Source organism: Mycobacterium sp. 3-98 (genome assembly GCF_035918355.1).
Classification (GTDB): Bacteria; Actinomycetota; Actinomycetes; order Mycobacteriales; family Mycobacteriaceae; genus Mycobacterium; species Mycobacterium intracellulare.
The window spans coordinates 2955112-2977987 of record NZ_CP142360.1; the positions used below are offsets into that span (position 1 = coordinate 2955112).

Consider the following 22876-nt stretch of genomic DNA (forward strand, 5'->3'; position numbering starts at 1 on the left):
CCGGAACTCTTGCACCGCAGTTTGTTTGGCGGCGTGCGGCGCGGCGCCGTCGCGGCGGGAAATATGGCTTCCTTTACCGACACTACGAATATAGAATAGTGTCTTGATCCTGAATAACAATGGATAGACGACGAAAGCCTAATCCCGCCGAGCGCCGCCGCGATCTATGCGATGCGGCGATTCGATTGTTGGCCGATGACGGGGCCAAAGGGCTGAGCCATTTGAAGGTGGACCGCAAAGCGGGTGTGCCGGACGGCACGACGTCGTTCTATTTCCGCACCCGCTCGGCGCTGCTGCGGGCCGTCGCGGAACGTTCGGCCGAGCTTGACCTCGCCGAACTGCAGGCGATCGCGGACAGCTCCGACGCCGGCGGTGAGGCTCCCACACCCTCGCGGTTGTCGCAGGTCGTCATCCAGGCCGGCAGCGACCCGCAGCTGTACCGGACCAGGGCCCGATACGAGCTGACCATGCAGGCCACCCGCGATCCCGCGCTCGCCGCGATCCTGCAGCAGGCCACCGACGAGTTCACCAAGCTGCACCGGGAAATCCTCGTACAGCTCATGCCGCACGGCGCGGAACTGGACCCGGCCGTCGTCGAGGATCTGAGCAACGTCACGCTGACGTTCATCAACGGCCTGCTGCAGCGGTTCGCCCACGGCGACCGGATCGTCGACAGTGCCGAGCAGCTCGACGGGGTGCTGTCGGCGATCGCGGCCGGAATATTGCGCAGTTCGGACAAGGGTCGGCTCACCCAGGCGGGCGGTCTGCGGGTGCTGCGCAGCGGGGCGCCCGGACCCCGATGACAGCCCCGACCGAATCCGGCGCGCGGACTTCCGACCCTTGCCAGAGCACCCGCAGTATGGTTCTCTACGACAATAGAGTGAGTCGACGTTCATGCGCCGTTTTCAGCCGAACTTGTGCACATGTCGCAGCGACGCAATTAAGCGGAGTGTGTAAATTGCCCCGGACCGAATCCAACGCTGCAACGCTGGCAGCGCGAGCCCTGGTGCGGGTAATGCGGGTATCCAAAACTGCAGCGGTAGGAGGGGTTTCGTGACGGCGAGCACCGACAGCCATGTTCGTTTCGATCCATACGACGTCGGGCTGATCGCGGACCCGTATCCGATGTTCGCGCGATTGCGCGACGAGGCGCCGCTGTATTACAACGCCGAGTTCGACTTCTACGCGGTGAGCCGCTACGCCGACGTCAGCAAGGCGCTCGTCGATCACGAGACGTACAGCTCCGCGCGCGGCGCGATCCTGGAGCTGATCAAGGCCAACCTCGAAATCCCGCCGGGCATGTTAATCTTCGAGGACCCGCCGATTCACGACGTGCACCGCAAACTGCTGTCGCGAATGTTCACCCCGCGCAGGATCGCCGCGCTCGAGCCGATGATCCGCGACTTCTGCGCCGCGCTCCTGGACCCGCTGGTGGGCTCGGGACACTTCGACTTCGTCACCGACCTGGGCGCGCAGATGCCGATGAAGGTCATCAGCATGTTGCTCGGCATTCCGGAAGACGACCAGGAGTACATCCGCGACCGGGGCAACGCGCAGCTGCGCACGGAGGCCGGCAAGCCGATGGACGCGGCCCAGCGCGGCCTGTCGGTCGGCGAGCAGTTCGAGGCCTACATCGACTGGCGCGCGGAGCATCCGTCCGACGACATCATGACCGAACTCCTCAACGTCGAGTTCGTCGATGAAAAGGGTGTGAACCGGCACCTCAGTCGCGAAGAGATCCTCGTGTACCTCAACGTCGTCGCCGGGGCGGGTAACGAAACGACCACACGGCTGATCGGTTGGTCCGGAAAGGTTCTCGCCGAGCACCCCGACCAGCGCCGCGACCTCGTCGAGAACCCCGCGCTCATCCCGCAGGCGATCGAAGAGCTGTTGCGCTACGAGCCGCCGGCCCCGCACGTGTCCCGATACGTGACCCGCGACGTCACGGTGCACGACCAAACGGTGCCCGAAGGCAGCGTGATGATGATGCTCATCGGATCGGCGTGCCGCGACGAGGCCCAATTCGGGCCCGACGCGGGCGAATTCAACATCCATCGCGCCGTCCGCCCGCACCTCACCTTCAGCATGGGCACGCACTTCTGCCTGGGTTCGGCGCTGGCACGCCTGGAGGGCCGCGTGGCGCTGGAGGAGATCCTCAAGCGATTCCCCGAGTGGGAGGTCGATTTGAGCAAAGCCACGCTCAGCCCGACCTCCACGGTGCGGGGCTGGGAATGCATGCCGGCGCTGGTGTCACGATGACGGGCCGGGTAGAAGGGAAGGTAGCGTTCATCAGCGGTGCGGCCCGCGGCCAGGGCCGCAGCCATGCCGTGCGCCTGGCGCAAGAGGGCGCCGACATCATCGCGATCGACGTCTGCGGGCCGATCGAGAACCTGGCGTATCCCCACTCGACGCCGGAAGACCTCGACGAAACCGCCGACCTGGTCAAGGCTCTCGACCGGCGCATCGTGACCGCGCAGGTCGACGTCCGCGACTACGACGCGCTGAAGGCGGCCGTGGACAGCGGGGTGGAACAACTCGGCCGCCTCGACATCATCGTCGCCAACGCGGGCATCGGCACGTTCGGCAACAAGCTGCACAAGATCCGCGAGAACATCTGGCGCGACATGATCGACGTGAACCTCTCCGGCGTCTGGCACACCGTCAAAGTCGGTGTGCCACATATCATCGCCGGCGGGCGCGGCGGTTCGGTCGTGCTGACCGGTTCCGTCGGATCGCACAAGGCCATGGCCCACACCGGCCACTACATCGCCGCAAAGCATGGCGTGCTGGGCCTGATGCGGGCCTTCGCGGTCGAGTTGGGGGAGCACAGTATTCGGGTCAACTCGGTACACCCGAGCCAGGTAAACACCCCGATGACGATCAATGAGGTGACGTTCCGGTTGTTTCGGCCCGACCTGGAGAATCCCGGGCCGGACGATTTCGCGCCGTTCTCGCAAATGATGCACACGTTGCCAGTACCGTGGGTCGAAGCGGTCGACATCAGCAACGCCGTCCTGTTCCTCGCCTCGGACGAATCTCGTTACATCACAGGCGTTTCGCTACCTGTCGACGCGGGCGCTCTGCTCAAGTAAGCGTTAACAACATTCAACTGAAGGAAGAAGACTATGCCCGAATACGACTATGAAGAAATGAAGAAGGAAGCCGAGCAGTACATCAAGTTCGAAAAGGACAAGAAGAACCGCATCGCCTACATCACCTTCGACCGCCCCGACGCGCAGAACTCCACCACGCTGGGAATGCGGCAGAACTACGCCGATCTGATTCACAAGTGCAACGTGGACGACGACGTCAAGGTGGTCGTGATCCGCGGCGAGGGTGAGGATTTCGGCAGCGGCGGCGACCTGCCCGAACAGCGCGGGATGCTGGAGAACCCGGGCATGCCGCTGCTGCACGAGCTCGCGATCAACGACGACGACGTCAAGTACCCGCCCGGCGGCTCCTACCGCTACCTGTCCACCGTCACCGACTTCTACGCCAAGGCGCGCGCCGGAAACCGGCCGCTGCAAGAGCTTCGGAAGATCAGCATCATCGAGGCCAAGGGCTACTGCTACGGCTGGCACTTCTACCAGGCCGGCGACGCCGACCTGGTGATCTCCTCCGACGACGCACTGTTCGGCCACCCGGCGTTCCGCTACGTGGGCTGGGGTCCCCGGCTGTGGTGGTGGGCCGAGACGATGGGACTGCGCAAGTTCTCCGAAATGCTGTTCACCGGAAGGCCGTTCAGCGCCAAGGAGATGTACGACTGCGGCTTCGTCAACAGCGTGGTGCCCCGCGACAAGCTGGAAGACGAGACCCTCAAGTACGCGCTCGCGTGCTCGAAGGCCCGCCCGACCGACACCGTTGCCGTCCAGAAGACCTTCCTGGAGCTCTACAAGCAGCACAAGGGTGAGTACTTCGGCAGCCTGCTGACCGGCATGGTCGAGGGCATGCTGCCGATGATCGCCAACGACGCGCAGGAGGTCGACCTCACCGCGGGCACCTTCGAGAAGGGCCTCAACAACGTGGTCAAGGACAACGACATGAACTTCCCGCCGGAATGGCGACTGAGCCGCTCCGGGCGCGCGAAGCCCTGACCGCCTTGCGAGGGCGCACATGTCGGCGCTGACGGCCTTCAGGGTCATCGAGCTGGCGGGATCCGTCGCGGGGGAGTATTGCGGAAAGTTGCTGGCCGACTTCGGTGCCGAGGTGATCAAGGTCGAGGCGCCCGGGCGCGGCAGCCCGACCAGGGCCATGGCGCCCCGCCTCGCTGAGGGCTGCGAGGGCAGCGCATTGTTCGCCTACCTCAACACGAACAAGCGCTCCGTGGTTCTCGATGCGACCTCGCGAGCCGGCGCCGAGAGCCTGGATCGGCTCATCGGCGGCGCCGACGCGGTCATCGACGACGGCGCCACCGATGGGACGCAGCGGCACCCGGGCGTGGTGTTCTGCTCGATCACGCCATTCGGTGAGAACGCCCCGGCCGAGTACGCGAATGCGAAGAGCATCAACGTGTTCCACGCCAGCGGCTGGGGCTACCATACCCCCAGCCATCCGGACCCGACCAGGCCGCCGCTGCGGGGGCCCGGCCGGTTCCTGGCCGACTACGAGGCGGGGCTGGAGGCGGCGCTGTGCGTCGCGGCGGCGTTGTTCGGGCGCCTGCACTCCGGCGGGGGCGAGGCCGTCGACGTCTCGCAGCAGGCCGTGCTGGTCTCGCGTGCCGATTGCATTCTGGGGCGCCTGGTCACCGGCGAAGTCCCCGCCCTCGGCACGCGCGACGACTACGACCAGCAGGGCCCCGCGTCGTTCTTCGCCTGCGCCGACGGCTTCGTCTATCTGTACATGACCAGCCGCGCCCACTGGCTCGGCGTCAAACAGCTGATGGGGTGCCTGGACTGGCTCGACGACTTCGACGACGACTGGCTGGAGTTCTCCGTGACCCCGGACAAGGTCGCGGCGTTCCAGCGGGGATTCGCGGCGTGGGTCCGCGACCTGTCCAAGGAGACGGCGGCCGACGAGGCGCAGCGACTCGGTGTGCCCCTGGTGCCGGTCAACGAGGCCGCCGACCTGCACCGCGCGCCCCAGTACGTCCACCGCGGCTTCTTTTCCACCGTCAGCCACCCCGTGTTGGGTGACGCGGCGTACCCCACGGTGCCGTACCGGTTCGGTGCGACCCCGGCGGAAATCGTCTCTGCGGCGCCCACTCTCGGTCAGCACACCGCGTCGGTCCTCGGTGGACTCGACGTCCCCCACGCTCCACCGGCGGCGAAGGCGGCGCAGCTCAAGCCGCCGAGGGCACCGCGCGGTGGCCCCCTGCAGGGGGTGCGCGTCGTCGAGCTCACCAAGGTGTGGGCCGGTCCGTATGCCGGCAAGCTGTTGGCGCTGTTGGGCGCCGAGGTGATCAAGGTAGAAACCGCGGCGCTGCCCGAGGAGATGCGCGCCTACGGCGGCACCGACATCAACCACGCCCCGTTCTTTCTCAGCATCAACCCCGAGATCCTCAGCGTGGACATCGACATCAAGTCCGCCGAGGGCATGGCGCAACTGCGGGAGCTGATCGCCCGCAGCGATATCGTCATCAACAACCTGCGGCCGGGCGCGATGGAGCGCCAGGGCCTCGGGTATCAGCAGCTCACCGAGATCAAACCCGACATCATCTCGGTGTCGATCAAAATGTGGGGCAACGACGGACCGCTAGGTCATCAGACCGGCTACGCGCCGTGCTTCGCCGCGCTCGCCGGGCTCGCACCGCTGGTCGGCTACCCCGGTGGACCGCCGCTCGGAACCAGCATGCGCTACGGGGATTCCACGGTCGGCGCGGCGGCCGCCTACGCCGCCGTGGTGGCGCTGCTGCACCGCGAGCTCAGCGGCGCAGGGCAATTCGTCGACGTGTCGGCCGTCGAAACCCTCTCCTCGATGATCGGGGACTGCCTGCTGGAACACAGCCTCACCGGGCGACGACGCGGGCCCGACGGCAACCACCACCCCGACCTGTGCCCGCACGGCTGCTACCCGTGCGCGGCGGGCTCGTGGATCAGCGTGGCCGTCGCCGATGACACCGAATGGCAGCGGTTGTGCGGAGTGCTCGGTGCCGCCGCGCTGGCCGGCGACCCCCGCTACGCCACCCCAGACGACCGGCAGCGGCACGCCGAGGCCCTCGACGCCGATCTCGCCGCGCTGACCCGCCAGCTCGATGCCGAGCAACTCGCGCACCGGCTACGGGCGGCGGGAGTCCCGGCCACCAAGAGCGCCACCGCCATGGATGTGGTTGGCGATCAACAACTCTGGGACCGCGAGCTGTATCGTTTCGTTTCGGACCATCGCGAAGGCCAGCGACCGGTGCTGGGACCGTCCTGGCGGATGGCGCACAACCCCGCGCGGATCGCGCGCGGTGCGCCGGATCTGGGCGAGGACACCGACTACGTTCTACACCAGATACTGCGCACCCAACCGACGGGCGGATGATGACGACATTGGCGCACACCGCGGCCCTGGTGACGGGCGCCAGCAGTGGCATCGGAGCGGCGACGGCCAAAGCGCTGGCCGCCGAGGGAGCGGCGGTGGCTCTCCTCGCGCGCCGCGCCGACCGGCTGGCGGAGCTGAAAGGCGAGATCGAATCCGCCGGTGGCACAGCGCTCGTCGTCACGGCCGACGTCACGGACGCCGATCAGGTCGCGGCCGCCGTGGGGAGCACAATCGCGGAGTTCGGACGGCTCGACACCCTGGTGAACAACGCCGGCCTGATGCAATCGGCGCCCGCGACCGAAGCGCCGCTGCAGGACTGGGACAACATGGTGGCCGTCAACGTGCAGGGCGTCCTCTACGCGACCCGCGCGGCGCTGCCACACCTGATCGACGCCGCCGCCGACTCGCCACGCGGCGTGGCGGACCTGGTGACCATCAGCTCCACCGCCGGGTGGGTGGCCCGGCCGAACACCGCCGTGTATTCGCTCACCAAGTTCGGGGTCAACGCGTTCAGCGAAGGCATCCGCCAAGAGGTGCTCGGCAAGCGGGTGCGCGTCGGCGTGGTGGGCCCGGGAACGGTGGATACCGAGATCTTCAGCCACCTGGCCGAATCCTCGCGGGAGGCCTTCGAAAAGCAGACGTCGGGCATGGTCATGCTGCGGCCGGAGGACATCGCCGACGCGGTCCTGTTCATGGTGACCCGCGATCGCCGGGTGGCGGTGAACCACATGCTGGTGCGCGCGGCCGAGCAGACCTGGTAGCGGTGTGAGTTCGCATTGGGTGGTCGGTGATCAGTACGGATTGCCGATCCCGGCGGACCCCGCGACCCTGCTCAGCGGTGGAACTGCGTTCCTTACGAAGGCCTTTCGGGCTTCGGGCGTCCTCGCTGACAACAGCGTCGTTCGCATCAGCGACTACCGCGAGATCAGCGGCGGCAGCACGGGACGCAAGGTGGTGCTGTCGGTCGAATACGACCGTGCCGCACCCGATCTGCACACCGAGCTGTTCGTGAAGTTCTCCCGCGATCTCGACAATCCGGTGCGCGACCGCGGAAAGACACAGATGGAGCCCGAGGTGCGCTTCGCCTCGCTGTCCCGCGCCCCGGAATTCCCGATCGCCGTACCGTGCCCGCAGTTCGCCGACTACCACCGCCCCACCGGCACCGGCCTGCTGGTCACCGAGCGAATCAAATTCGGCGGCAACGGAATCGAGCGTCAATACCACAAGTGCCTCGACTACGAGATGCCCGAGCCCCTAGGGCACTACCGAGCGCTGCTGACCGCGCTTGCGCGCCTCGCCGGCACGCATCGCTCCGGTCGGCTGCCCGCGGAATTGACCGCTCACTTTCCGTTGGACGTGCGGGCCGCGACGGTGGGCGAACGCGCGCCGCTGTCCGCGGAGAAGCTGGACCGGCGGGTGAGCCAGCTCGCCGAATTCGCGCAAACGTATCCTGGGCTGCTGCCGGCGAATGCCTGCTCACCGGAATTCCTGGCCCGCCTGCGCGACGACGCGCCGCGCGTGGCGCTTCACGAGCAGGCGATCGCACACCAATTGGCTGACGACTCCGACTATGTCGCGCTGTGCCACTGGAACGCCAACATCGACAACGCGTGGTTCTGGCGCGACACCGGCGGCACGTTGCACTGCGGCCTGATGGACTGGGGATGCGTCGGCCAGATGAACCTCGGCATGGCGCTGTGGGGAGCGATGTCCGGCGCCGAGACCGACATGTGGGACACCCATCTCGACGATCTGCTGCAACTGTTCGTCACGGAATACGAGCGCTGCGGCGGTCCGCAGCTCGAGGCTGGCCGGTTGCGTCGGCACATGCTGCTCTACGCGGCCGCCATGGGGGTCGCCTGGCTGCTGGACGTGCCGGCCTTGATCCGCAAGCGATTCGACACCGTGCCCGGCACCCGGAAGGATCCGCGCATCCGGGACGACGAAGGCGTGCGCGCGCCGCTGCAGATGCTCTCGAACCTGCTGAGCGCGTGGCAACGTCATCGCGTGGGGGACCTACTCGATGACGTGCTGCCTTAGCGTCAAACCGGGTCGTCATCTTCGTCGTAATTCAGGAATCGTTCGGGGTGATGGAAGGCGTTGGTGCGGGGTTGTCCGTGGTCGAGGTGGGCCGGTGGGAGCCATTCGGTGTCGCCGCGGGCGTTTTTGCGGGTGGTCCAACCCTTTTCGGCTAGCCGGTTATCCGGTCCGCAGGCCAGGGCGAGGTCGTCGATGTCGGTGCGATGCGTGGTGGTCCAGCCGCTCACGTGGTGGACCTGGCTGTGATACGCCGGCGCGTCACAGCCCGGTTTCGTGCAGCCCCGGTCCTTGGCGTACAACATGATTCGCTGAGCGGGAGAGGCCAGCCGCTTGGTGTGGTGTAACGACAGAGCCCTGCCGCGATCGAAGATCGCCAAATAGTGGTGGGCGTGGCTGGCCATGCGGATCAGATCCGACATCGGCACCAACGAGCCCCCGCCGGTGATACCTTTACCTGCCGCGGCTTCTAGCTCCTGCAGGCTGGTGGAGACCACGACCGACACGGGTAGGCCGTTGTGGCACCCCAACTCCCCGGAGGCCAGCAGGGCGCGCAGCCCGACGAGCAGACCGTCGTGATTGCGCTGGGCTGGGGTACGCAAGTCACGGCGCACTGCATCGTCATCGGGAACCTCATCGATGAACGGAACCTCGTCGTCAGGATTGCAGGCGCCGGGGGCGCCCAGCTTGGCCAGCACGGGTTCGAAGGTGGCGCGCGCCTCGGGGGTCAGATAGCCGCGGATGGGTGACATGCCGTCGTATTGCTGGGCGCCAATGGTGATGCCGCGCTTGCGGGCACGCTCGCCGTCTTTAAGTTTGCCGTCGGGGTTGATCCAGCCCATCAGCCGGTGGGCGTATTTCTGCAACTCATCGGGGCGAAAGCCGCGGGCCTGCTGCGCCAAATCTTGGTCGGCGTGCTCGTGGATGCACGGGTCGACCCCGGACGGCAGGTTGGCAAAGAAACCGCGGATGACCCGCACGTGTCCGTCGCCGATCAATCCTTGGCGTTGGGCGGCCGCTGTGGCGCTCAAGGTGGGGGCCAACACCTCCCCGGTCAACGCCTGACGTTCCCCGAGATCAGCGGCTTCGTCCACCCGGCGGCCGGCCTCGGACTTAGTGATGCGTAACCGATCGGCCAGCGCACAACGCAGGGTGCCACCGAGTTCTGTCGTGGTGGCCTGGGCGCGCAGCTGATTGATCAACTCATGCTGGGGGGCGCGCAGCCGGCGCGCAACGCGTTCGATGCGCTCGAGCGTGCGCAACCGTTCCGGGGTGGTGAACACCTCAAAGGACGACGCGCACAACCGGTCCAGGTCGGCATCGATCGCGTCGAAGACCTCGACGATCTCATCCCGACTGCTCGAACCCATGCCCCAAAGTGTAGGAACGGCCACCGACAGAAAACCCGGGATTGTGACCACTGAAACCACAGTGACACAAGGAATTTCGATATACGTTTTCGATATCCGTAATCGCGCCCTCGCCCGCGGGGCGGGGAAGGGCGCCCGCAATCGCAGGCTCGCCTAAGCCCAAGCAGGACTGCCGGTCAGCACATCGACGCCGTCCTCGGTGATGTGGACGGTGTCGCGTCGGAACACCGCGCCGACGCCCTGCCGCCACACGTAGCCGGTGATGGCCAACACCATGCCCGCCTCGAGTTGGTCGTGTTCTCCCGCGGCCAGCAGCGCAGCGGACACGACGGGCGGGTCGAAACCCAACCCCAGCCCGTGTGCGACCGGCATCGGCGGTATCGGCTCACCGACCGCCTCATAGGCGGCCAGCAGATCTCTGGTGGGCGCGCCGGGGCGACAGGCGGCAAGCATCTTGTCGTACAACGCGTTCGAGCGGGCGAAGAGCTCGCGCGCCTCGCCGCTGACAACATTGCCGGCCGGCCACGTGCGTCCCACCTCCGCGACGTAGCCGTCCGCGAGCGCACCGGCGGCGAACGCGACGAGATCGCCCGACCGGATCTCGTGCGCAGACGCGCGGCGCCACGGCTGTTCCCGCGACGTCACCCACGCGGCGTCCTGGGTGGCCGGCGTGCTCACCCCGCCGGCAGCCATCGCCTCCATCATCACCCCCGCCAGGGTCCGCTCCGACGCGCCCGGCGCCAATTCGGCCAGGGCAGAGGCGAGCCCGCGTTCGGCGACACGAAGGGCCGCCCCCATCGCGGCGATTTCGTCGGGCGTCTTGATGCGCCGCGCCGCGCGCATTGCCGGCTCGGCGTCGACCAGTTCGGCGTTGGGGAACGCCTCGGGCAGCAGCGCCGCGAAAGTCGGTGTGATCGCGTCGGTTCCGACCCGCCTCGCCGACTCCGCGCCGTCGACCTTCTTCAGCACGTCGATGAGCGTCATAGGATTCCAGGCCAGTCCGTAGAGGTGATCGTGGTCGATCTCCTCCGGGACCCCCTCATCGTCGGTGCTGTTGAGGTAGATGTCTTGAGTGGCACGCACCAGCACACACATCGGACCGAACGGCCGTGTCCCGGCGATCCACAGCTGCGGCGCGCCGGTGACGTACCGAATGTTGGCCTGCCGCCCGAGCACCAGGATGTCCAGACCGTGCTCGTCCATCTGGGCCAGCGCCCGTTCCCGCCGCCCGGATCTCAACGCCCCGGGGTCGGGCAGAACTTCAGTCGCCATAGGGGGTGTAGGGGTAGTCGGTGATCGGCACGTAGCCGTCCTCGGTGATCACCACGATCTCCTCACTGCGATAGCCTCCCGTGCCGTCCTCCCACATGACCGGTTCCAAGACCAGCACCATGCCGGGCGGAAAGACGAAGTTGTCGTCGAATTCCTCGCCGAGATCCGTTCCGATCATCGGCGCCTCGGCGGGGTAGGTGCCGATGCCGTGGCCGAGATAGAAATGCGGCAGCCACGGCTTGCGGCCACCGTTGGCCGCGATCGCCGCGCGCGCCAAGTCACCCGACGTCGCACCGGCTTTGGTCACCGCCAACACGGCGTCCAGGACGGTACGCCACTGCCGGAACTGGTCCTGCTGCCGCGGCGTCGGCCGTTCGCCGACCACCCAGGTTCGGCCGAAGTCGGAGCAGTATCCGTGGTAGGTGATGCTGATGTCGGTCCACAACACATCGCCGGCCGCCAGTTCACGAGCGGTGGGTAGCAGCGGCAGCGCGAGATCCCCGTGTGTCGTCCACACGCCGGCCTCCCGGGACCTCGGCATCACCTGCCAGATCGCCTCCAGCATGTTGGTGGTCGCGCCCAGTTCGAATGCGCGACGGACGAAGGTGGCCGACAGGTCGATCTGGCGCACCCCCGGCACCAACGCGCGCTGCACATCGACGATGGCCTGTTCGGTGATGCGGGCCGCCCTGCGCAGGCAGGACAATTCGTCGCGGGTCTTCACCAACTGCGCGGCGCCGACCACGAGGGCCGCGTCCGTCGGCGGGCCGGCCGGGAAAAGCCTGGGCGCCGCCCGCCGCATCGCCCCGGTGAGTTCGTCGACGGCGACGCGGGCTCCCGGTGGGACGATCCCGGCCAGCCGCCGCGCGAAATCCTCGACGCCGTGGTCGAATTCGAGGTAGGCGGGGCCGTGCAGGTGGTCGTCGGGCACCGGCGCTTCGGTGGACGCTCCGCTGCGGAAGGGCATGAAGAGGTGCGGATGCACGTCGTCGGCGAGCACGACGGCGATGGGGCGCTCCACGTGTGACAGCCCCGCATCCAGCAGCGGCCAGCTCGCCCCCGTGGCGTAGCCGACGTAGCCGTTCAGCAGCAGGATCAGCGCGTCGACGCCGTGCTCGGCCATCGCCGCGCGCAACCGCGCGCCGGTCTCCGCGCGCATGCGCGCCCAATCCGGCTCGTCGGGGATGTCGAGCACCGAGCCGACGGCGCTCGCCGAGTTCGTCATAAGGAGATCCCCAGGAATTTCTTGATGTTCCCGCCGACAACGCGCACGGCATCCTCGGGACCGACGGCGTCGACCACGGCGGCCAGCGATCGCTCCGAATAGCCGAAAGTGCTTTCGTTGTGGGGATAGTCCGACGACCACATCACCTTGTCGATGCCGATCTCGTCGATCTGCCGCAGCCCGAGCGGATCGACCATGAACGAGGCGCACATGTGCGTGTCCCAGTAATCGCGGACGTCACGCTTGGGCTGGTGGGCCAGCATGTGCCGATACGAGGCCAGCACGTGCTCGGCGTCCTGCAGCGCCGTCGGCACCCAGGCGATCCCACCCTCGAACCAGCCGACCCGCAGCCCCGGATGCCGGTCGAGGATGCCGCCGAAGATGTACTTGGAGAACATCTCTCGGAACGAGTCGATGTTGACCATCATGGCCACCGCCACGCTGTTGACCTCGCTGGGGAACTTGGGCTGACTTTCGCCGATGTGGTGCGTGACGGGCAGGCCGGCCTCTTCGATCTCGTCCCACACCGCGCTCATCTCGGCGCTGGAGTAATCGATGGGCCGGCCAGCGCGGTCGTTGCCCGGGCTGATCGGCATCAGAAACGTGGTGAGCCCCAACGACTTCAGCTCGCTGAGCGTGCGGCGGGCGCCGGCTGGATCCCACCAGTTGATCAATCCGACGCCGTAACAGTGCCCGTTCGAGCGTTCCTGGACCTCGGCGATGTGCTCGTTGTAAACGCGGAAGATCCGCTCGCGGATGGCGTGGTCGGGATGGTGGAACAGCGCGAGCACCGCATTCGGGAACGCCAGCTCCTTGTCGACGCCGTCTTCGGCGAGCTCACGAACCCGGGCCTCGACGTTGTTGGTGGCCGCCCCGGCGAGGTCGTCGTACTGCATGAGCACCGCGCTGAAGTCGCCGACCACCATCGACTGTCCGGGCGGGCCGAGTAGATACGCGCCGTCCTCATACCAGATCCGCGGCGCCTGATCCTTGAGCTCGTCGGGGAAGCGCTCGTAGAAGATGTCGTCGGCCACCGAGATGTGATTGTCGGCGGAGAAGACCTCGGTGCCGGCCGGCAGGCCGGTGCTGAACTCCGCGGCGTGGCCGCGACGGTCCTTGGGCGCACCGATCACGCCCTCGGGGTAGAGGGTTGGGGCTGGGCTGGACATCATCGTCCCTTCCTCGGGAATCACTCATCATTGTGCGCCTGGGTCGGGGTACGTGACGCCACTGAGCTCTTCGGAAAGCTGCCACAGCTGTCGCATGTCGGCTTCGCTGCGCGCCAACCGGGGAACTCGAGCGAAAGTGACCCCACCCCTGACCGTTTCGTAGAAACCGCGCGGCCCGTAGTACTTACCGCCCTGCGCATCCGGGGACACCGCGGCGTAGAGGGTCGGCTTGATGCCTTCGTCGACGTCGAGCCACATGAACGGCATCACGCGCCAGGTCAGCTGCGTCAAACGCGCCTGCAACGTCGGCTTGGCGCGGCCGTACGAGGCGCCGCTGAGCAGGTTGGTCTTGGTCAAACCCGGGTGGGCGGCGTTGGACATCAACCCCCACCCGCCCCGACGGCTGCGCCGATCCAATTCGACGGCGAACATCAGTTGCGCCAATTTGGCGACCCCGTACGAATGCATGGGTTTATAACCCTGTTGCGCATTGACGTCGCCGAAGTCGAGCTTGCCCTGGGTCGCGGCGAGGCTGCTGACCGTGACCACCCGCGCGGATTCCGCCGCCCTCAGCAACGAGAGCAGCCGACCGGTCAACGCAAAGTGCCCCAGATGATTTGTCCCGAACTGCAATTCGAAACCGTCGCGGGTCTGCTGCCGCTGCGGCGGCGTCATGACGCCGGCGTTGTTGATCAGGACGTCGATCGGGCGGCCCTCGGCGGTGAGCTGTTCACCCAGCGCCGCCACGCTTTCCAGCGACGACAGGTCGAGTTGCCCGGTGGTGAGCTTGGCCTGCGGTGCGTCCCGGCGGATGTCGGCGACCGCCCGTTCGCCCTTGACCCGGTCGCGGACGGCCATCACCACGTCGGCACCCGCGGCGGCCAGCCGCTTCGCCAGGCCGAAGCCCAAACCGCTGTTGGCCCCGGTCACGACGGCGAACCTGCCCCGCAGATCGGGAACACTCAGCGCGAGATCGGGTTTCACCATGTCACAGGCAGCTCGTAGAGGCCGTAGGCCAACGCGTCGTGCTTGAACGGAAGCTCATCCAGCGGGACGGCGAGCCGCAGCGTGGGGACGCGGCGCAGCAGAGTGGGCAGAACGATCTGCAATTCCATGCGGGCCAGCTGCTGGCCCACGCACTGGTGGCGACCGTAGCCGAACCCGACATGCGGCCCGTCTTCGCGGAGCAGGTCGAGGCGGTCCGGGTTGGGGAACTGGCGCTCATCCCAATTCGCCGGGGCGACGTCGAGGATGATGCCATCGCCGGCGCGGATCGTCTCGCCGCCGATCTCGATGTCCTCGACGGCGATTCGCCGCTGTCCGGTCTGGATGATGCTCAGGTAGCGCATCAGCTCCTCGACCGCGGTGGCGATGACCTTCGGGTCATCGGTGTCGCGCAGCAGCGCCCGCTGATCGGGGTGCTCGAGCAACGCGGCGATGCTCAGGCTGATCATGTTCGCGGTGGTCTCATGGCCCGCGATGAGCACACCGGTGGCCAATTGCGCGGCCTCGCGCACGCTGATCTCGTCGGCGTTGACCCGCTCGGCGAGGTCGGACACCAAATCCTCTGAGGGGCTTTGCATTTTCATCCGAACCAGGTTGGCCAGATACTTGGCCAGCGAGGCGGCGCCCTGGGCGGTGTCCTCCTCGGTCGCGTAGCGGCCCATGCCGCGCTGGGCCTGGGTCTGGAAGAACTCCGCGTCCTCGTACGGCACGCCCAGCAGTTCGCTGATGACCAGCGAGGGCACCGGCAGCGAGAGGGTGCTGACGACGTCGCCCGGCTTCGGCCCGGCCAACAGGGCGTCGATGTGGTCGTCGGTGATCTTCTGCACCGCCGGCCGCAGCGCTTCAACCCGCTTGAAGGTGAACGGTTTCGACAGCATCCGGCGAAACCGGGTGTGCTCCTCGGCGTCGGAGGTGAACACCGAACGGGGGCGCTTGTGCACCGTGGCCAGCATGCCCTCGTTCCAGTGCGGATAACCGGGCAGGCGGTCATCGACACTGGTGCGGGAGTCGGTGAACAGCGCGCGGATCGCGTCGTAGCCGTGGATGAGCCACGGCGTGCTGCCGTCCCAGATCCGCACCCTGCTCAGCTGCTTGCCGGCGTTGAGCTCCAATACCTTCGGAGGCGGCGCGAACGGGCACCCCGGCGCCCGCGTCATCGGAAACTCCGGGATATCGGTGGCGGTGGATCCTTCGGTCATCGTGCTCCTCGGTGTTCGGCCTACGCGGTTGTCGGTGATGTCGGGCCGCCGGCCGCGGCCACGTGGACGGGCGCGCGCCACAGGCCGACGATCGCGTCGATCAGCCCTTCGGCGGCGACCGGCCAGGCTGAACGGGATCGCGGCCCGTGCTCGGCCAGCGCGCCTTCGTGCTCGGCGCAGGTGTGCATCAGCAGATTGCGCACCATCACCATTCGCTCGGCACGCACGCGCTTGGGTAGCTCGGGGAGACAGCGGTCGATGCCGTCGAGCGTCTGCACCAGTAACGGCGATGCCAGGGCGTCCTTGGTGACCACGTGGCGGTACGTGGGATCGGCCATCGCCTGGGCGGCGAACCGCGCATACCAGGTCGGGGTCCCCAGCGCGGACAGGTGATCGGTCAGTGGGCGCACCAGTGCGCCCACCCAGTCCCGCAGCTCGGCGGAGTCGCCGACCGCGGCCAGCATGTGCGCGCGCAGCTCCTCGATCGGCTCGCGGTGCTTGGCTTCGATCGCGCGCAGCAGGTCGACCCGGGTCCCGAAGTGGTAGCACGCCGCGGCGTTGTTGCCCTGCCCCGCCGCCTCGCTGATCTGCCGGTTCGACACGGCATACATTCCGCGTTCGGCGAACAACACCTCGGCGGCCGACAAGAGCGCCTCTCGGGTTCCCGTCGACCTTTCGGAACGAGCGATCCGCTCGGCGGTCATCGCCTCAGTGAACACTGGCCGCCTTGTTAAATCAAGCAATTTATTTAGTTGCGGGACCGTGGAATCGGGCGCAGCGACCCGAAACCCGGGGTGGTCGGGGATAGTTCACCGAGCTGATGCCCGGCCGCGGCGCGCCGCGATTACAGTCACCGCATGAATCCGCTGCGGCGGTTGGCCCACAACCCGACCGTCTACCGGTTGCTCCTGCGCAGCGGACCGCCGATCGTCGAACGCTTCGAGTCGCTGCTTCGGTTCATGACGAGCGGGCGCATCGGCGTCCTGGACCTCGTCGGGCTGCCCAACGTGCAAATCACGACCTCGGGCCGCAAGACGGGTCTGGCCCGTGGCGCGACGGTGCAGTATGTCCCCTTTCGCGGGGGGCTCTTGCTGGTCGGATCGAACTGGGGGCGCGACCGTCACCCGTCGTGGTCGGCGAATCTCAAAGCGGCACAACGCGTCACCGTGCGCCGGCGTGGCCAACGGTTCGTGGCGAGGGTGCAGCTGCTCACCGGCGCGGAGCGCGACGAGGCGTGGGGCGCGGTGCTGGACCATTGGCCGAACTATCGGGTGGCCCAAGGTCTTGCCGGCCGGCGCCAATTCCGGCTGTTTCTTCTGGCGCCGCTTACCTGAGCTGGCCGGAGACCCTAGTTAATCGCCGACATTTTTAGCCGGCAGCGGTCACGAGGGCCGGCGGGAGAGGGCATCGGACGGTCCGTCGAATGCCAATTCGATGCGCCGCCGCCGGCGAATTTCGCTCCGTCAAAACCGTTAGCCGATTCCGAAAGCGGACCTCGGTGTGCGGTCGCCTCGCGCCGGATCCCGCGCGGCCGCTTATTGCTTAAACGCCCTGCTAGCAACGCGCGGCGCGGGCACCGCAACGTCGGCTCTTGACGAAATTGGCCGCGGGATGTCTAATCCGGACGAGAAATCGGGAGGCTGACCGGTGGTCGCAATCGACACGCGAACCGTGGATCGGACGGGGCTTCACCGCATATGGAAAGCGATTCTTATCGGCATCGCATGCATTGTGTTTGCGGCGTGCTACTTCAGGCCCGTTCTGCTCATCGGGGTCGCCCTGATTCTTCTGTCGCTTGTGTGCGCGCGCGTGGTCTATAAGGGCCGGGATCGGTATATCCCCAATTTGTATGCGCGGGACATCGAAGTTTATGACGATGCCTATCGTTCGTTTATCGGTCGCACGCTCGCCGAACTGCGTCAGTGCAAGATCGGGGGCCACACGCTGTTGTGGGAGGCCTCGCGCCTGGCGCCACCAAGCGCCGATCACCCCGACGAATTGCTACTCGACCTGGGCGTCTGGGCCGGCTGGTCGACGCGGCTCATCTCAGACGCGTCAGGCCGCACGGTGTACGGATTCGACACCTTCTCGGGCCTCGTCGAGGACTGGCCGATCGACGACCACACCGTCATCAAGCGCGGCGCCTTCTCCCTGGCGGACCCGGTGGCCAGACGTTTCCTCCGGGACACCGGAGTCAGCTTGCACGACGGGGTTCCCGACGCGCTCGGCCGCAAGGTGGAGTTCATCAGGGGAAGCACCTACGAGACGCTGGCCCCGTTTCTGGCCGAGCGACCGGGCGCTGCCATCCGGCTTTTTCACATGGATCTGGATACGTATGAGAGTTGCCTGCACGCGCTGGAAACCTGCAAGGACCGCTTCGTCGAGGGATCGATCCTTGTCTTTGACGAATACCTAGTCACCAACGGCGAAATGCTGGCATTTTACGAATTCCAGAGCAAGTACGAGTTGCAATGGCACTACCGCGCTTGGGGCCTCGAAGCGTGGGAGATGAACCTCGAGATGGTGACCGCGCGCCCGAAACGCGCTGTCTACTACCTCATCACGATGGCCCTGCATTGGACGATCGGCGGCGGCAGCTACGCGTGGACGATTTTCCGCAAAAGGTTTTGGCGATTTTGGCTGGGCGCGCCGATCGCCGACATGCTTTTCATGCTGGGCGCTGCCGGGCAACGCAAGTCGGTCAGCCTGGAAATCACCGGGCTGGGCAAACTCGATCGACGCCGCCCCGCAGACCACAACGAGTTCGTCTAGCCGCCCCAGACGGCGTGGGCGCCGGCGTCGCCCACGCGGTAAATCTGCAGGGTCGACGCGATGCCGGTCGCGAGCACCACGATCGCGACGACGACGTGGAGTACCACGCGGCGCCGATCGGATCGGCGTTCCACGATTCGGAGCGCGACGAGCAGTACGGCGACCACCAGCAGCGCGGCCGAGAAGTAGGTCATGACGCCGCCCCGCGCGGCGTGTTCGCGCAGGATCGGGCTGGGGTTGGCCTGGCGGTCGTAGAGCCACGCTCCAGCGTCGATGGTGATGGGCGTCAACACCAACGTGACCGCCGCGAGGATCAGCGTGAGCCACATCAGTTGCCCGCGCCGGGCGGCCGGCCACAATCCGCACACGATCTCCAGCGCGGCGGTCAGCGGAACGAGCACCAACACGAAATGCAGCAACAGCGCGTGAGCCGGCATCCCGTTGATGACGTTCATGGCGTCCCCTCGGCCGCGGTCCGCTCGGGTCTGCGCGGCGCCTAGCCGCCGAGGCCCTTCTTGATGGCCGCGTCTTGCTTCTGGCCGACATCGCTGACGAAATCTGGCGGGGCCAGCGTGTCGGTCGGGCCGTCGAACTGCAGCGTGGCAAGCGCCCGCCCCTCGGTGAAGAGCAGGATCACCACACCCTTACTGCGGTCGGGTGCGTTTCCCATCAGCATCGTTCCGCCGGTCCCGACGTTCGACGGTTGCGTGGTCGGATCTTTGACGACGCCGCCCTGCTGGCCCTTGGCCGCGTTCAACGCGTTGGTCGCCGCCTCGGGATCGTCGTAGACGGCGATGGTGACCTTGATGGCATGGCTGCCGTCGTCGTCCTTGAAGGTCGTTTCGACGCCCGGCTTCCCGTTGGGATTGCTGGTCGGGGGAGCGGCGGCGAAGGGAACCGGCGCGCTGATGTCGCTGGCCTGGATGAGCAGCCTGGCGTAATCGTTGGGCTGTGCGGGTCCTGCCGACGACGGCGGCGCCGAGCTGGCGCCGCTGGGGGCCGAGGTTGCCGAGGTGGGGGATCCGGTCTTCGACGTCGATGGTTGCGACTTGTTGTTGCCGCAGCCGGCCACCGACACCGCCAGTGCCGTCGTCGCCGCGACACCCGCGATCAGCGCTCGTGAAATCCTCATCGCATCGAGCTCCCTTCCAGGTCTTCCCGGCGACAACGTCGGGCCCGTCCTTCGAATCGCACAGTACATTGCTCCGCGGCGGGGGACGCTGCGGAGCAATTTACTGGGTGCCGGACGGGCTACTCGAGTTGGTCGCGCAGGCAGCGCAGCGTGTTTGCCAGGATGCGCGAGACCTGCATCTGCGACACCCCGATCCGCTCCGCGATCTGGCTTTGCGTCATCGATTCGAAGAACCGCATACGCAAGACGTCGCGTTCGCGTGGCGGCAGGGTGGCAACGAGGGCCCGCAGCGCCTCGCGGTTGGTGATGTGCTCGATCTGCGGATCGATGTCGCCCACCGAGTCGGCCACCGAGCGCGGCGTTCCGGAACTATCGGCGCCCAGCGGTGCGTCGAGGGAATCGAGCCGGTAGGCATCGCCGGCGACGAGGCATTCGACGATCTCCTCCCGCGGAACCTCGAGCATCTGCGACAGTTCGCCCGCGTTGGGCGCGCGCCCGAGCTGCTGGGCGAGATCGGCGGTCGCCCTGCTGATCTGCACGTGCAGTTCGCGCAACCGCCGCGGGACACGCATCCCCCAGCTGTAGTCGCGGAAATAACGCCGGACCTCGCCCATCATGGTGGGGACGGCGAAACCGATGAAGCTGGGGCCCTTCGCAGGGTCGAACCGGTTGACGGCGTTCATCAAGCCCAGGCGCGCGACCTGAATCAAGTCCTCGAGACCCTCGCCCCGGCGGGCGAAGTGGCTGGCCACGTGGTCGGCCAGCGGCAGGCAGCGGGCGACGATGTATTCGCGCTGGCGGGCGTACTCGTGCGACTCGGCCGGCATGCGATGCAGCGCCACGAACATGTCGACTACGTCGTCGTATGAATCGTCGGATTGTCTGGCGGGCGCCGGAGCGGGACGGGTTGGGGCAATCGTGTGGGTCATCGTGCCGCGCACCTTGTGTTCACTCGATGAATCGTGTAAACACCTGCGCGAGAACAAGTTTGCATTGCTGACTCACTTTCCTGAGTCTATGCAGAAAGACATCGCGGGAATCCCGCACGGTCGCCTCCACTGCATCCTGATCCGCGGGACTTGTCGATTACCCACCGCACACGCGCTACCAACGGGGAATGACTCTCGGGGTGTGTGATCGCCGGAGTCAGTACCAAGCTCAGTAGCCATTGGGGCTAACTGGCCGCTTTGAGCTAAACGGCGACATGTCCAGAAGCGGACTTCATTGGAGACTATACGCCCCCGCGCATCGCACGGCGACCCGTTCCGGTGGGGCTTCGCGCCATCACTTAACTGTTTCCTCGTGCACTCGTCAACGGTCAGCAATCCCCGGATCCGGGGCGGCCCGACGGGACCTGACGTGCCCGCATGGCGCCGAGCTGCGGTGTCGCGAACTTTCCCCGACCGACGATCCAGGGGGCGGCATTCGTCGGCAAACGGAATCGGCGGCCAATCCGACGCCCTTCGCCGCCGATTGCGCTCCGCCTTGGGTCGGTTGCGGGGGGTGCTTGAAGCGCCACCGCTCAGCCGTGTTTGGAGAGCGTCGGGCCGGGGCGCCCACAAGATGATCGGGGTCGATGCTCGCTTCGGTATCGTTCGCCTAATGTTCATCATCCAATCGAGCGGCACGCCTCGCACCGATAACGAGAGCCTTTCGCGCGCAATGCTTTACGCCGAGCTCGGGACGTCTTTCTCCCGGAGCCGTCGGTGAGTGGATCCGGCGCGCACGCCCTGCTGGAAGGGCGCGGGGTGGCGGTGTCCGGTGGCAGTCGCGGCATCGGGCGTGCGGTCGCCGAACTGCTGGGCGGCCTGGGCGCCGGTGTGGTGGTCAACGGGCGTGACCGGCACGCGGTGGAGGAGACGGTCGCCGCGATCAGCGCGGCGGGCGGGCGGGCCACCGCGGTGGTGGGCGCCGCGAACGACGAGCGGGTGGCCCAAACGCTCATCGACGAATGCGTCAGCGCGTTCGGGCGACTGGACACGCTGATCAATTGCGCCGGAATCGCCGAGCCGCCGGGCTCCTCCATCCTGAACATCTCGGGGGCCGAGTTCGAGCGGCTGATCGGGGCGCACCTGGGCACGGCGTTTCACACGTGCCGGGCCGCCGCCGCGGTCATGGCCGCGCAGGGGCACGGCGCCATCATCAACACCAGTTCGGTGGCCTTTCTGGGCGACTATGGCGGGACCGGCTACCCCGCGGGTAAAGGCGCCGTCAACTCCCTGACGATGGCCATCGCCGCCGAACTGAAGCCCCACGGCGTGCGGGCCAACGTGGTGTGTCCCGGCGCCCGCACACGGCTGTCCACGGGGCTCGAATACGAAAGACATATCGAAGATCTGCACCGCCGCGGGCTGCTCGACGAGATGACCATGCAAGCCTCGCTCGACAGCGCCCCGCCCGAGTTCGTCGCCCCGGTCTACGCCTATCTCGCCAGCGACTTGGCGCGTCAGGTGACGGGCCAGATCCTCGTCGCCGCAGGCGGTTTCGTCGGCAGCTTCGACCGCCAGACGCCGCGCGTGCTCGGTTATCGCGATCACCATGAGTCCGAACCGTGGTCGGTGGCAGAGGTGCACACGATGGTCGGCGCCGCGACGAAGGCGTGATGAGCGGCGGCACCCAGCGACGAAAAGCCGCCGCCTGCCGCTTAATCCGGCCGGCCGCGTCGTTTACGGGCGAACGCACTCGCCGCACGCAGCACCCCGCGGAACGCGTAGGCGGCGGCGACCGACGACAGGACGATCAACAGAATGAACATGGGCAGCCAGCTGCTTCTGGCATGGCTCACGTTCCACCAGACGATGGTGAACAACACCGCAGAGCAGCAGCACCACGTCTCGCCAGTTGCCCTGGTAGGACAGTGCGGCCCGGCGCAACGCGCGGCTGCGGTCGGCGGCCTCGACCATGTCGTCGATGCGGGCGTCGATGGTCCGCTGCAGATCGGCACGCCGGTCGGTGGCGTCCGGGGGTAATCGGTCCAGCAGGTCCATGTCCTGTTTGATCATTCCCCGATAGTCGGGACCCTTGAACTGCCCGGCCGCGACCGCGAGCATCACGCCGCCGAACACAGGCGCGCTATCGAGTGCGATTTGTCCCAAGCCCACCATTGCGGCTCCTTGATCGGGTTGTCGTCGACGTCGACTCGTCGAGGATCGCCGAACTCCACGACCAGATCAACCGGCCGGCCGGCCGGACATATCGATGGAAACGTATGGTCACCGTCCGCCGGTGCCCCG

General features: G+C 66.9%; 20 protein-coding genes and 1 pseudogene. 10 read left to right on the forward strand and 11 right to left on the reverse strand.

Annotated elements, in window-relative coordinates; translation table 11 throughout:
• Positions 1–119: 119 nt before the first annotated feature.
• From QGN30_RS14045 to QGN30_RS14075, 7 genes are all read left to right on the forward strand, one after another.
• Positions 120–803, forward strand: coding sequence for a TetR/AcrR family transcriptional regulator (locus QGN30_RS14045; RefSeq protein ID WP_095763260.1), 684 nt, complete (start codon positions 120–122; stop codon positions 801–803).
• A gap of 250 nt (positions 804–1053) precedes the next feature.
• The gene (locus QGN30_RS14050) at positions 1054–2259 is read left to right on the forward strand and encodes a cytochrome P450 (protein WP_014382673.1); all 1206 of its coding nucleotides are present in this window, start codon (positions 1054–1056) and stop codon (positions 2257–2259) included.
• On the forward strand, positions 2256–3092 hold the full coding sequence (locus QGN30_RS14055) for a mycofactocin-coupled SDR family oxidoreductase (protein ID WP_008257146.1): 837 nt from the start codon (positions 2256–2258) through the stop codon (positions 3090–3092). Before QGN30_RS14050 ends, QGN30_RS14055 begins: the two co-directional genes overlap by 4 nt.
• Positions 3093–3125: 33 nt before the next feature.
• Complete coding sequence (locus tag QGN30_RS14060) at positions 3126–4094, forward strand: enoyl-CoA hydratase/isomerase family protein (protein ID WP_009952401.1); 969 nt, start codon at positions 3126–3128, stop codon at positions 4092–4094.
• A gap of 19 nt (positions 4095–4113) precedes the next feature.
• Positions 4114–6462 (forward strand): CaiB/BaiF CoA transferase family protein, encoded by a 2349-nt coding sequence (locus tag QGN30_RS14065; RefSeq protein ID WP_248923111.1) that lies wholly within the window; start codon positions 4114–4116, stop codon positions 6460–6462.
• A complete protein-coding gene (locus QGN30_RS14070) occupies positions 6462–7223 on the forward strand; it encodes an SDR family NAD(P)-dependent oxidoreductase (protein ID WP_248923681.1) in 762 nt (253 codons plus the stop codon). The genes QGN30_RS14065 and QGN30_RS14070 overlap by 1 nt, the downstream gene beginning before the upstream one ends.
• A gap of 19 nt (positions 7224–7242) precedes the next feature.
• Positions 7243–8502 carry a hypothetical protein gene (locus QGN30_RS14075; RefSeq protein ID WP_248921350.1) on the forward strand — a complete coding sequence of 420 codons (1260 nt, stop codon included), beginning with the start codon at positions 7243–7245 and terminating at the stop codon, positions 8500–8502.
• Between the two features lie 2 nt (positions 8503–8504).
• On the opposite strand, the gene QGN30_RS14080 is transcribed toward QGN30_RS14075, so the two are convergent.
• The 7 genes from QGN30_RS14080 to QGN30_RS14110 all read right to left on the reverse strand — a co-directional run bounded on the left by QGN30_RS14080 (position 8505) and on the right by QGN30_RS14110 (position 16458).
• Entirely contained in the window at positions 8505–9869 is a 1365-nt protein-coding gene (locus QGN30_RS14080) for an HNH endonuclease signature motif containing protein (RefSeq protein ID WP_248923110.1), read from the reverse strand.
• Between the two features lie 153 nt (positions 9870–10022).
• The gene (locus QGN30_RS14085; protein WP_248923109.1) at positions 10023–11141 is read right to left on the reverse strand and encodes a M24 family metallopeptidase; all 1119 of its coding nucleotides are present in this window, start codon (positions 11139–11141) and stop codon (positions 10023–10025) included.
• On the reverse strand, positions 11131–12366 hold the full coding sequence (locus tag QGN30_RS14090) for a M24 family metallopeptidase (RefSeq protein WP_248923108.1): 1236 nt from the start codon (positions 12364–12366) through the stop codon (positions 11131–11133). The genes QGN30_RS14085 and QGN30_RS14090 overlap by 11 nt, the downstream gene beginning before the upstream one ends.
• Positions 12363–13535: an amidohydrolase family protein gene (locus QGN30_RS14095; protein WP_248923680.1), complete on the reverse strand. Its 1173-nt coding sequence runs from the start codon at positions 13533–13535 to the stop codon at positions 12363–12365. Before QGN30_RS14095 ends, QGN30_RS14090 begins: the two co-directional genes overlap by 4 nt.
• Positions 13536–13562: 27 nt before the next feature.
• Positions 13563–14522, reverse strand: coding sequence for an SDR family oxidoreductase (locus QGN30_RS14100; RefSeq protein ID WP_248923107.1), 960 nt, complete (start codon positions 14520–14522; stop codon positions 13563–13565).
• Positions 14516–15739 carry a cytochrome P450 gene (locus QGN30_RS14105; RefSeq protein ID WP_014382663.1) on the reverse strand — a complete coding sequence of 408 codons (1224 nt, stop codon included), beginning with the start codon at positions 15737–15739 and terminating at the stop codon, positions 14516–14518. The genes QGN30_RS14100 and QGN30_RS14105 overlap by 7 nt, the downstream gene beginning before the upstream one ends.
• Positions 15740–15759: 20 nt before the next feature.
• Positions 15760–16458: a TetR/AcrR family transcriptional regulator gene (locus QGN30_RS14110; RefSeq protein ID WP_014382662.1), complete on the reverse strand. Its 699-nt coding sequence runs from the start codon at positions 16456–16458 to the stop codon at positions 15760–15762.
• A gap of 138 nt (positions 16459–16596) precedes the next feature.
• Between QGN30_RS14110 and QGN30_RS14115 the strand changes: the two genes are divergently transcribed.
• A complete protein-coding gene (locus tag QGN30_RS14115; protein ID WP_014382661.1) occupies positions 16597–17073 on the forward strand; it encodes a nitroreductase family deazaflavin-dependent oxidoreductase in 477 nt (158 codons plus the stop codon).
• A gap of 313 nt (positions 17074–17386) precedes the next feature.
• The gene (locus QGN30_RS14120; RefSeq protein ID WP_014380224.1) at positions 17387–18511 is read left to right on the forward strand and encodes a class I SAM-dependent methyltransferase; all 1125 of its coding nucleotides are present in this window, start codon (positions 17387–17389) and stop codon (positions 18509–18511) included.
• Here QGN30_RS14120 and QGN30_RS14125 read toward each other — a convergent pair.
• From QGN30_RS14125 to QGN30_RS14135, 3 genes are all read right to left on the reverse strand, one after another.
• On the reverse strand, positions 18508–18966 hold the full coding sequence (locus tag QGN30_RS14125; RefSeq protein ID WP_009952417.1) for a DUF2231 domain-containing protein: 459 nt from the start codon (positions 18964–18966) through the stop codon (positions 18508–18510). The genes QGN30_RS14120 and QGN30_RS14125 overlap by 4 nt on opposite strands.
• A gap of 41 nt (positions 18967–19007) precedes the next feature.
• Positions 19008–19643, reverse strand: coding sequence for a hypothetical protein (locus tag QGN30_RS14130; RefSeq protein WP_009952420.1), 636 nt, complete (start codon positions 19641–19643; stop codon positions 19008–19010).
• A 119-nt stretch (positions 19644–19762) separates the two neighbouring features.
• Positions 19763–20572: a SigB/SigF/SigG family RNA polymerase sigma factor gene (locus QGN30_RS14135; protein WP_036396576.1), complete on the reverse strand. Its 810-nt coding sequence runs from the start codon at positions 20570–20572 to the stop codon at positions 19763–19765.
• Between the two features lie 777 nt (positions 20573–21349).
• Here QGN30_RS14135 and QGN30_RS14140 point away from each other — a divergent pair.
• Entirely contained in the window at positions 21350–22246 is an 897-nt protein-coding gene (locus tag QGN30_RS14140) for an SDR family NAD(P)-dependent oxidoreductase (protein ID WP_009952423.1), read from the forward strand.
• Between the two features lie 41 nt (positions 22247–22287).
• On the opposite strand, the pseudogene QGN30_RS14145 reads toward QGN30_RS14140, so the two are convergent.
• Positions 22288–22747: pseudogene (locus tag QGN30_RS14145) on the reverse strand (hypothetical protein).
• Positions 22748–22876: the final 129 nt, after the last annotated feature.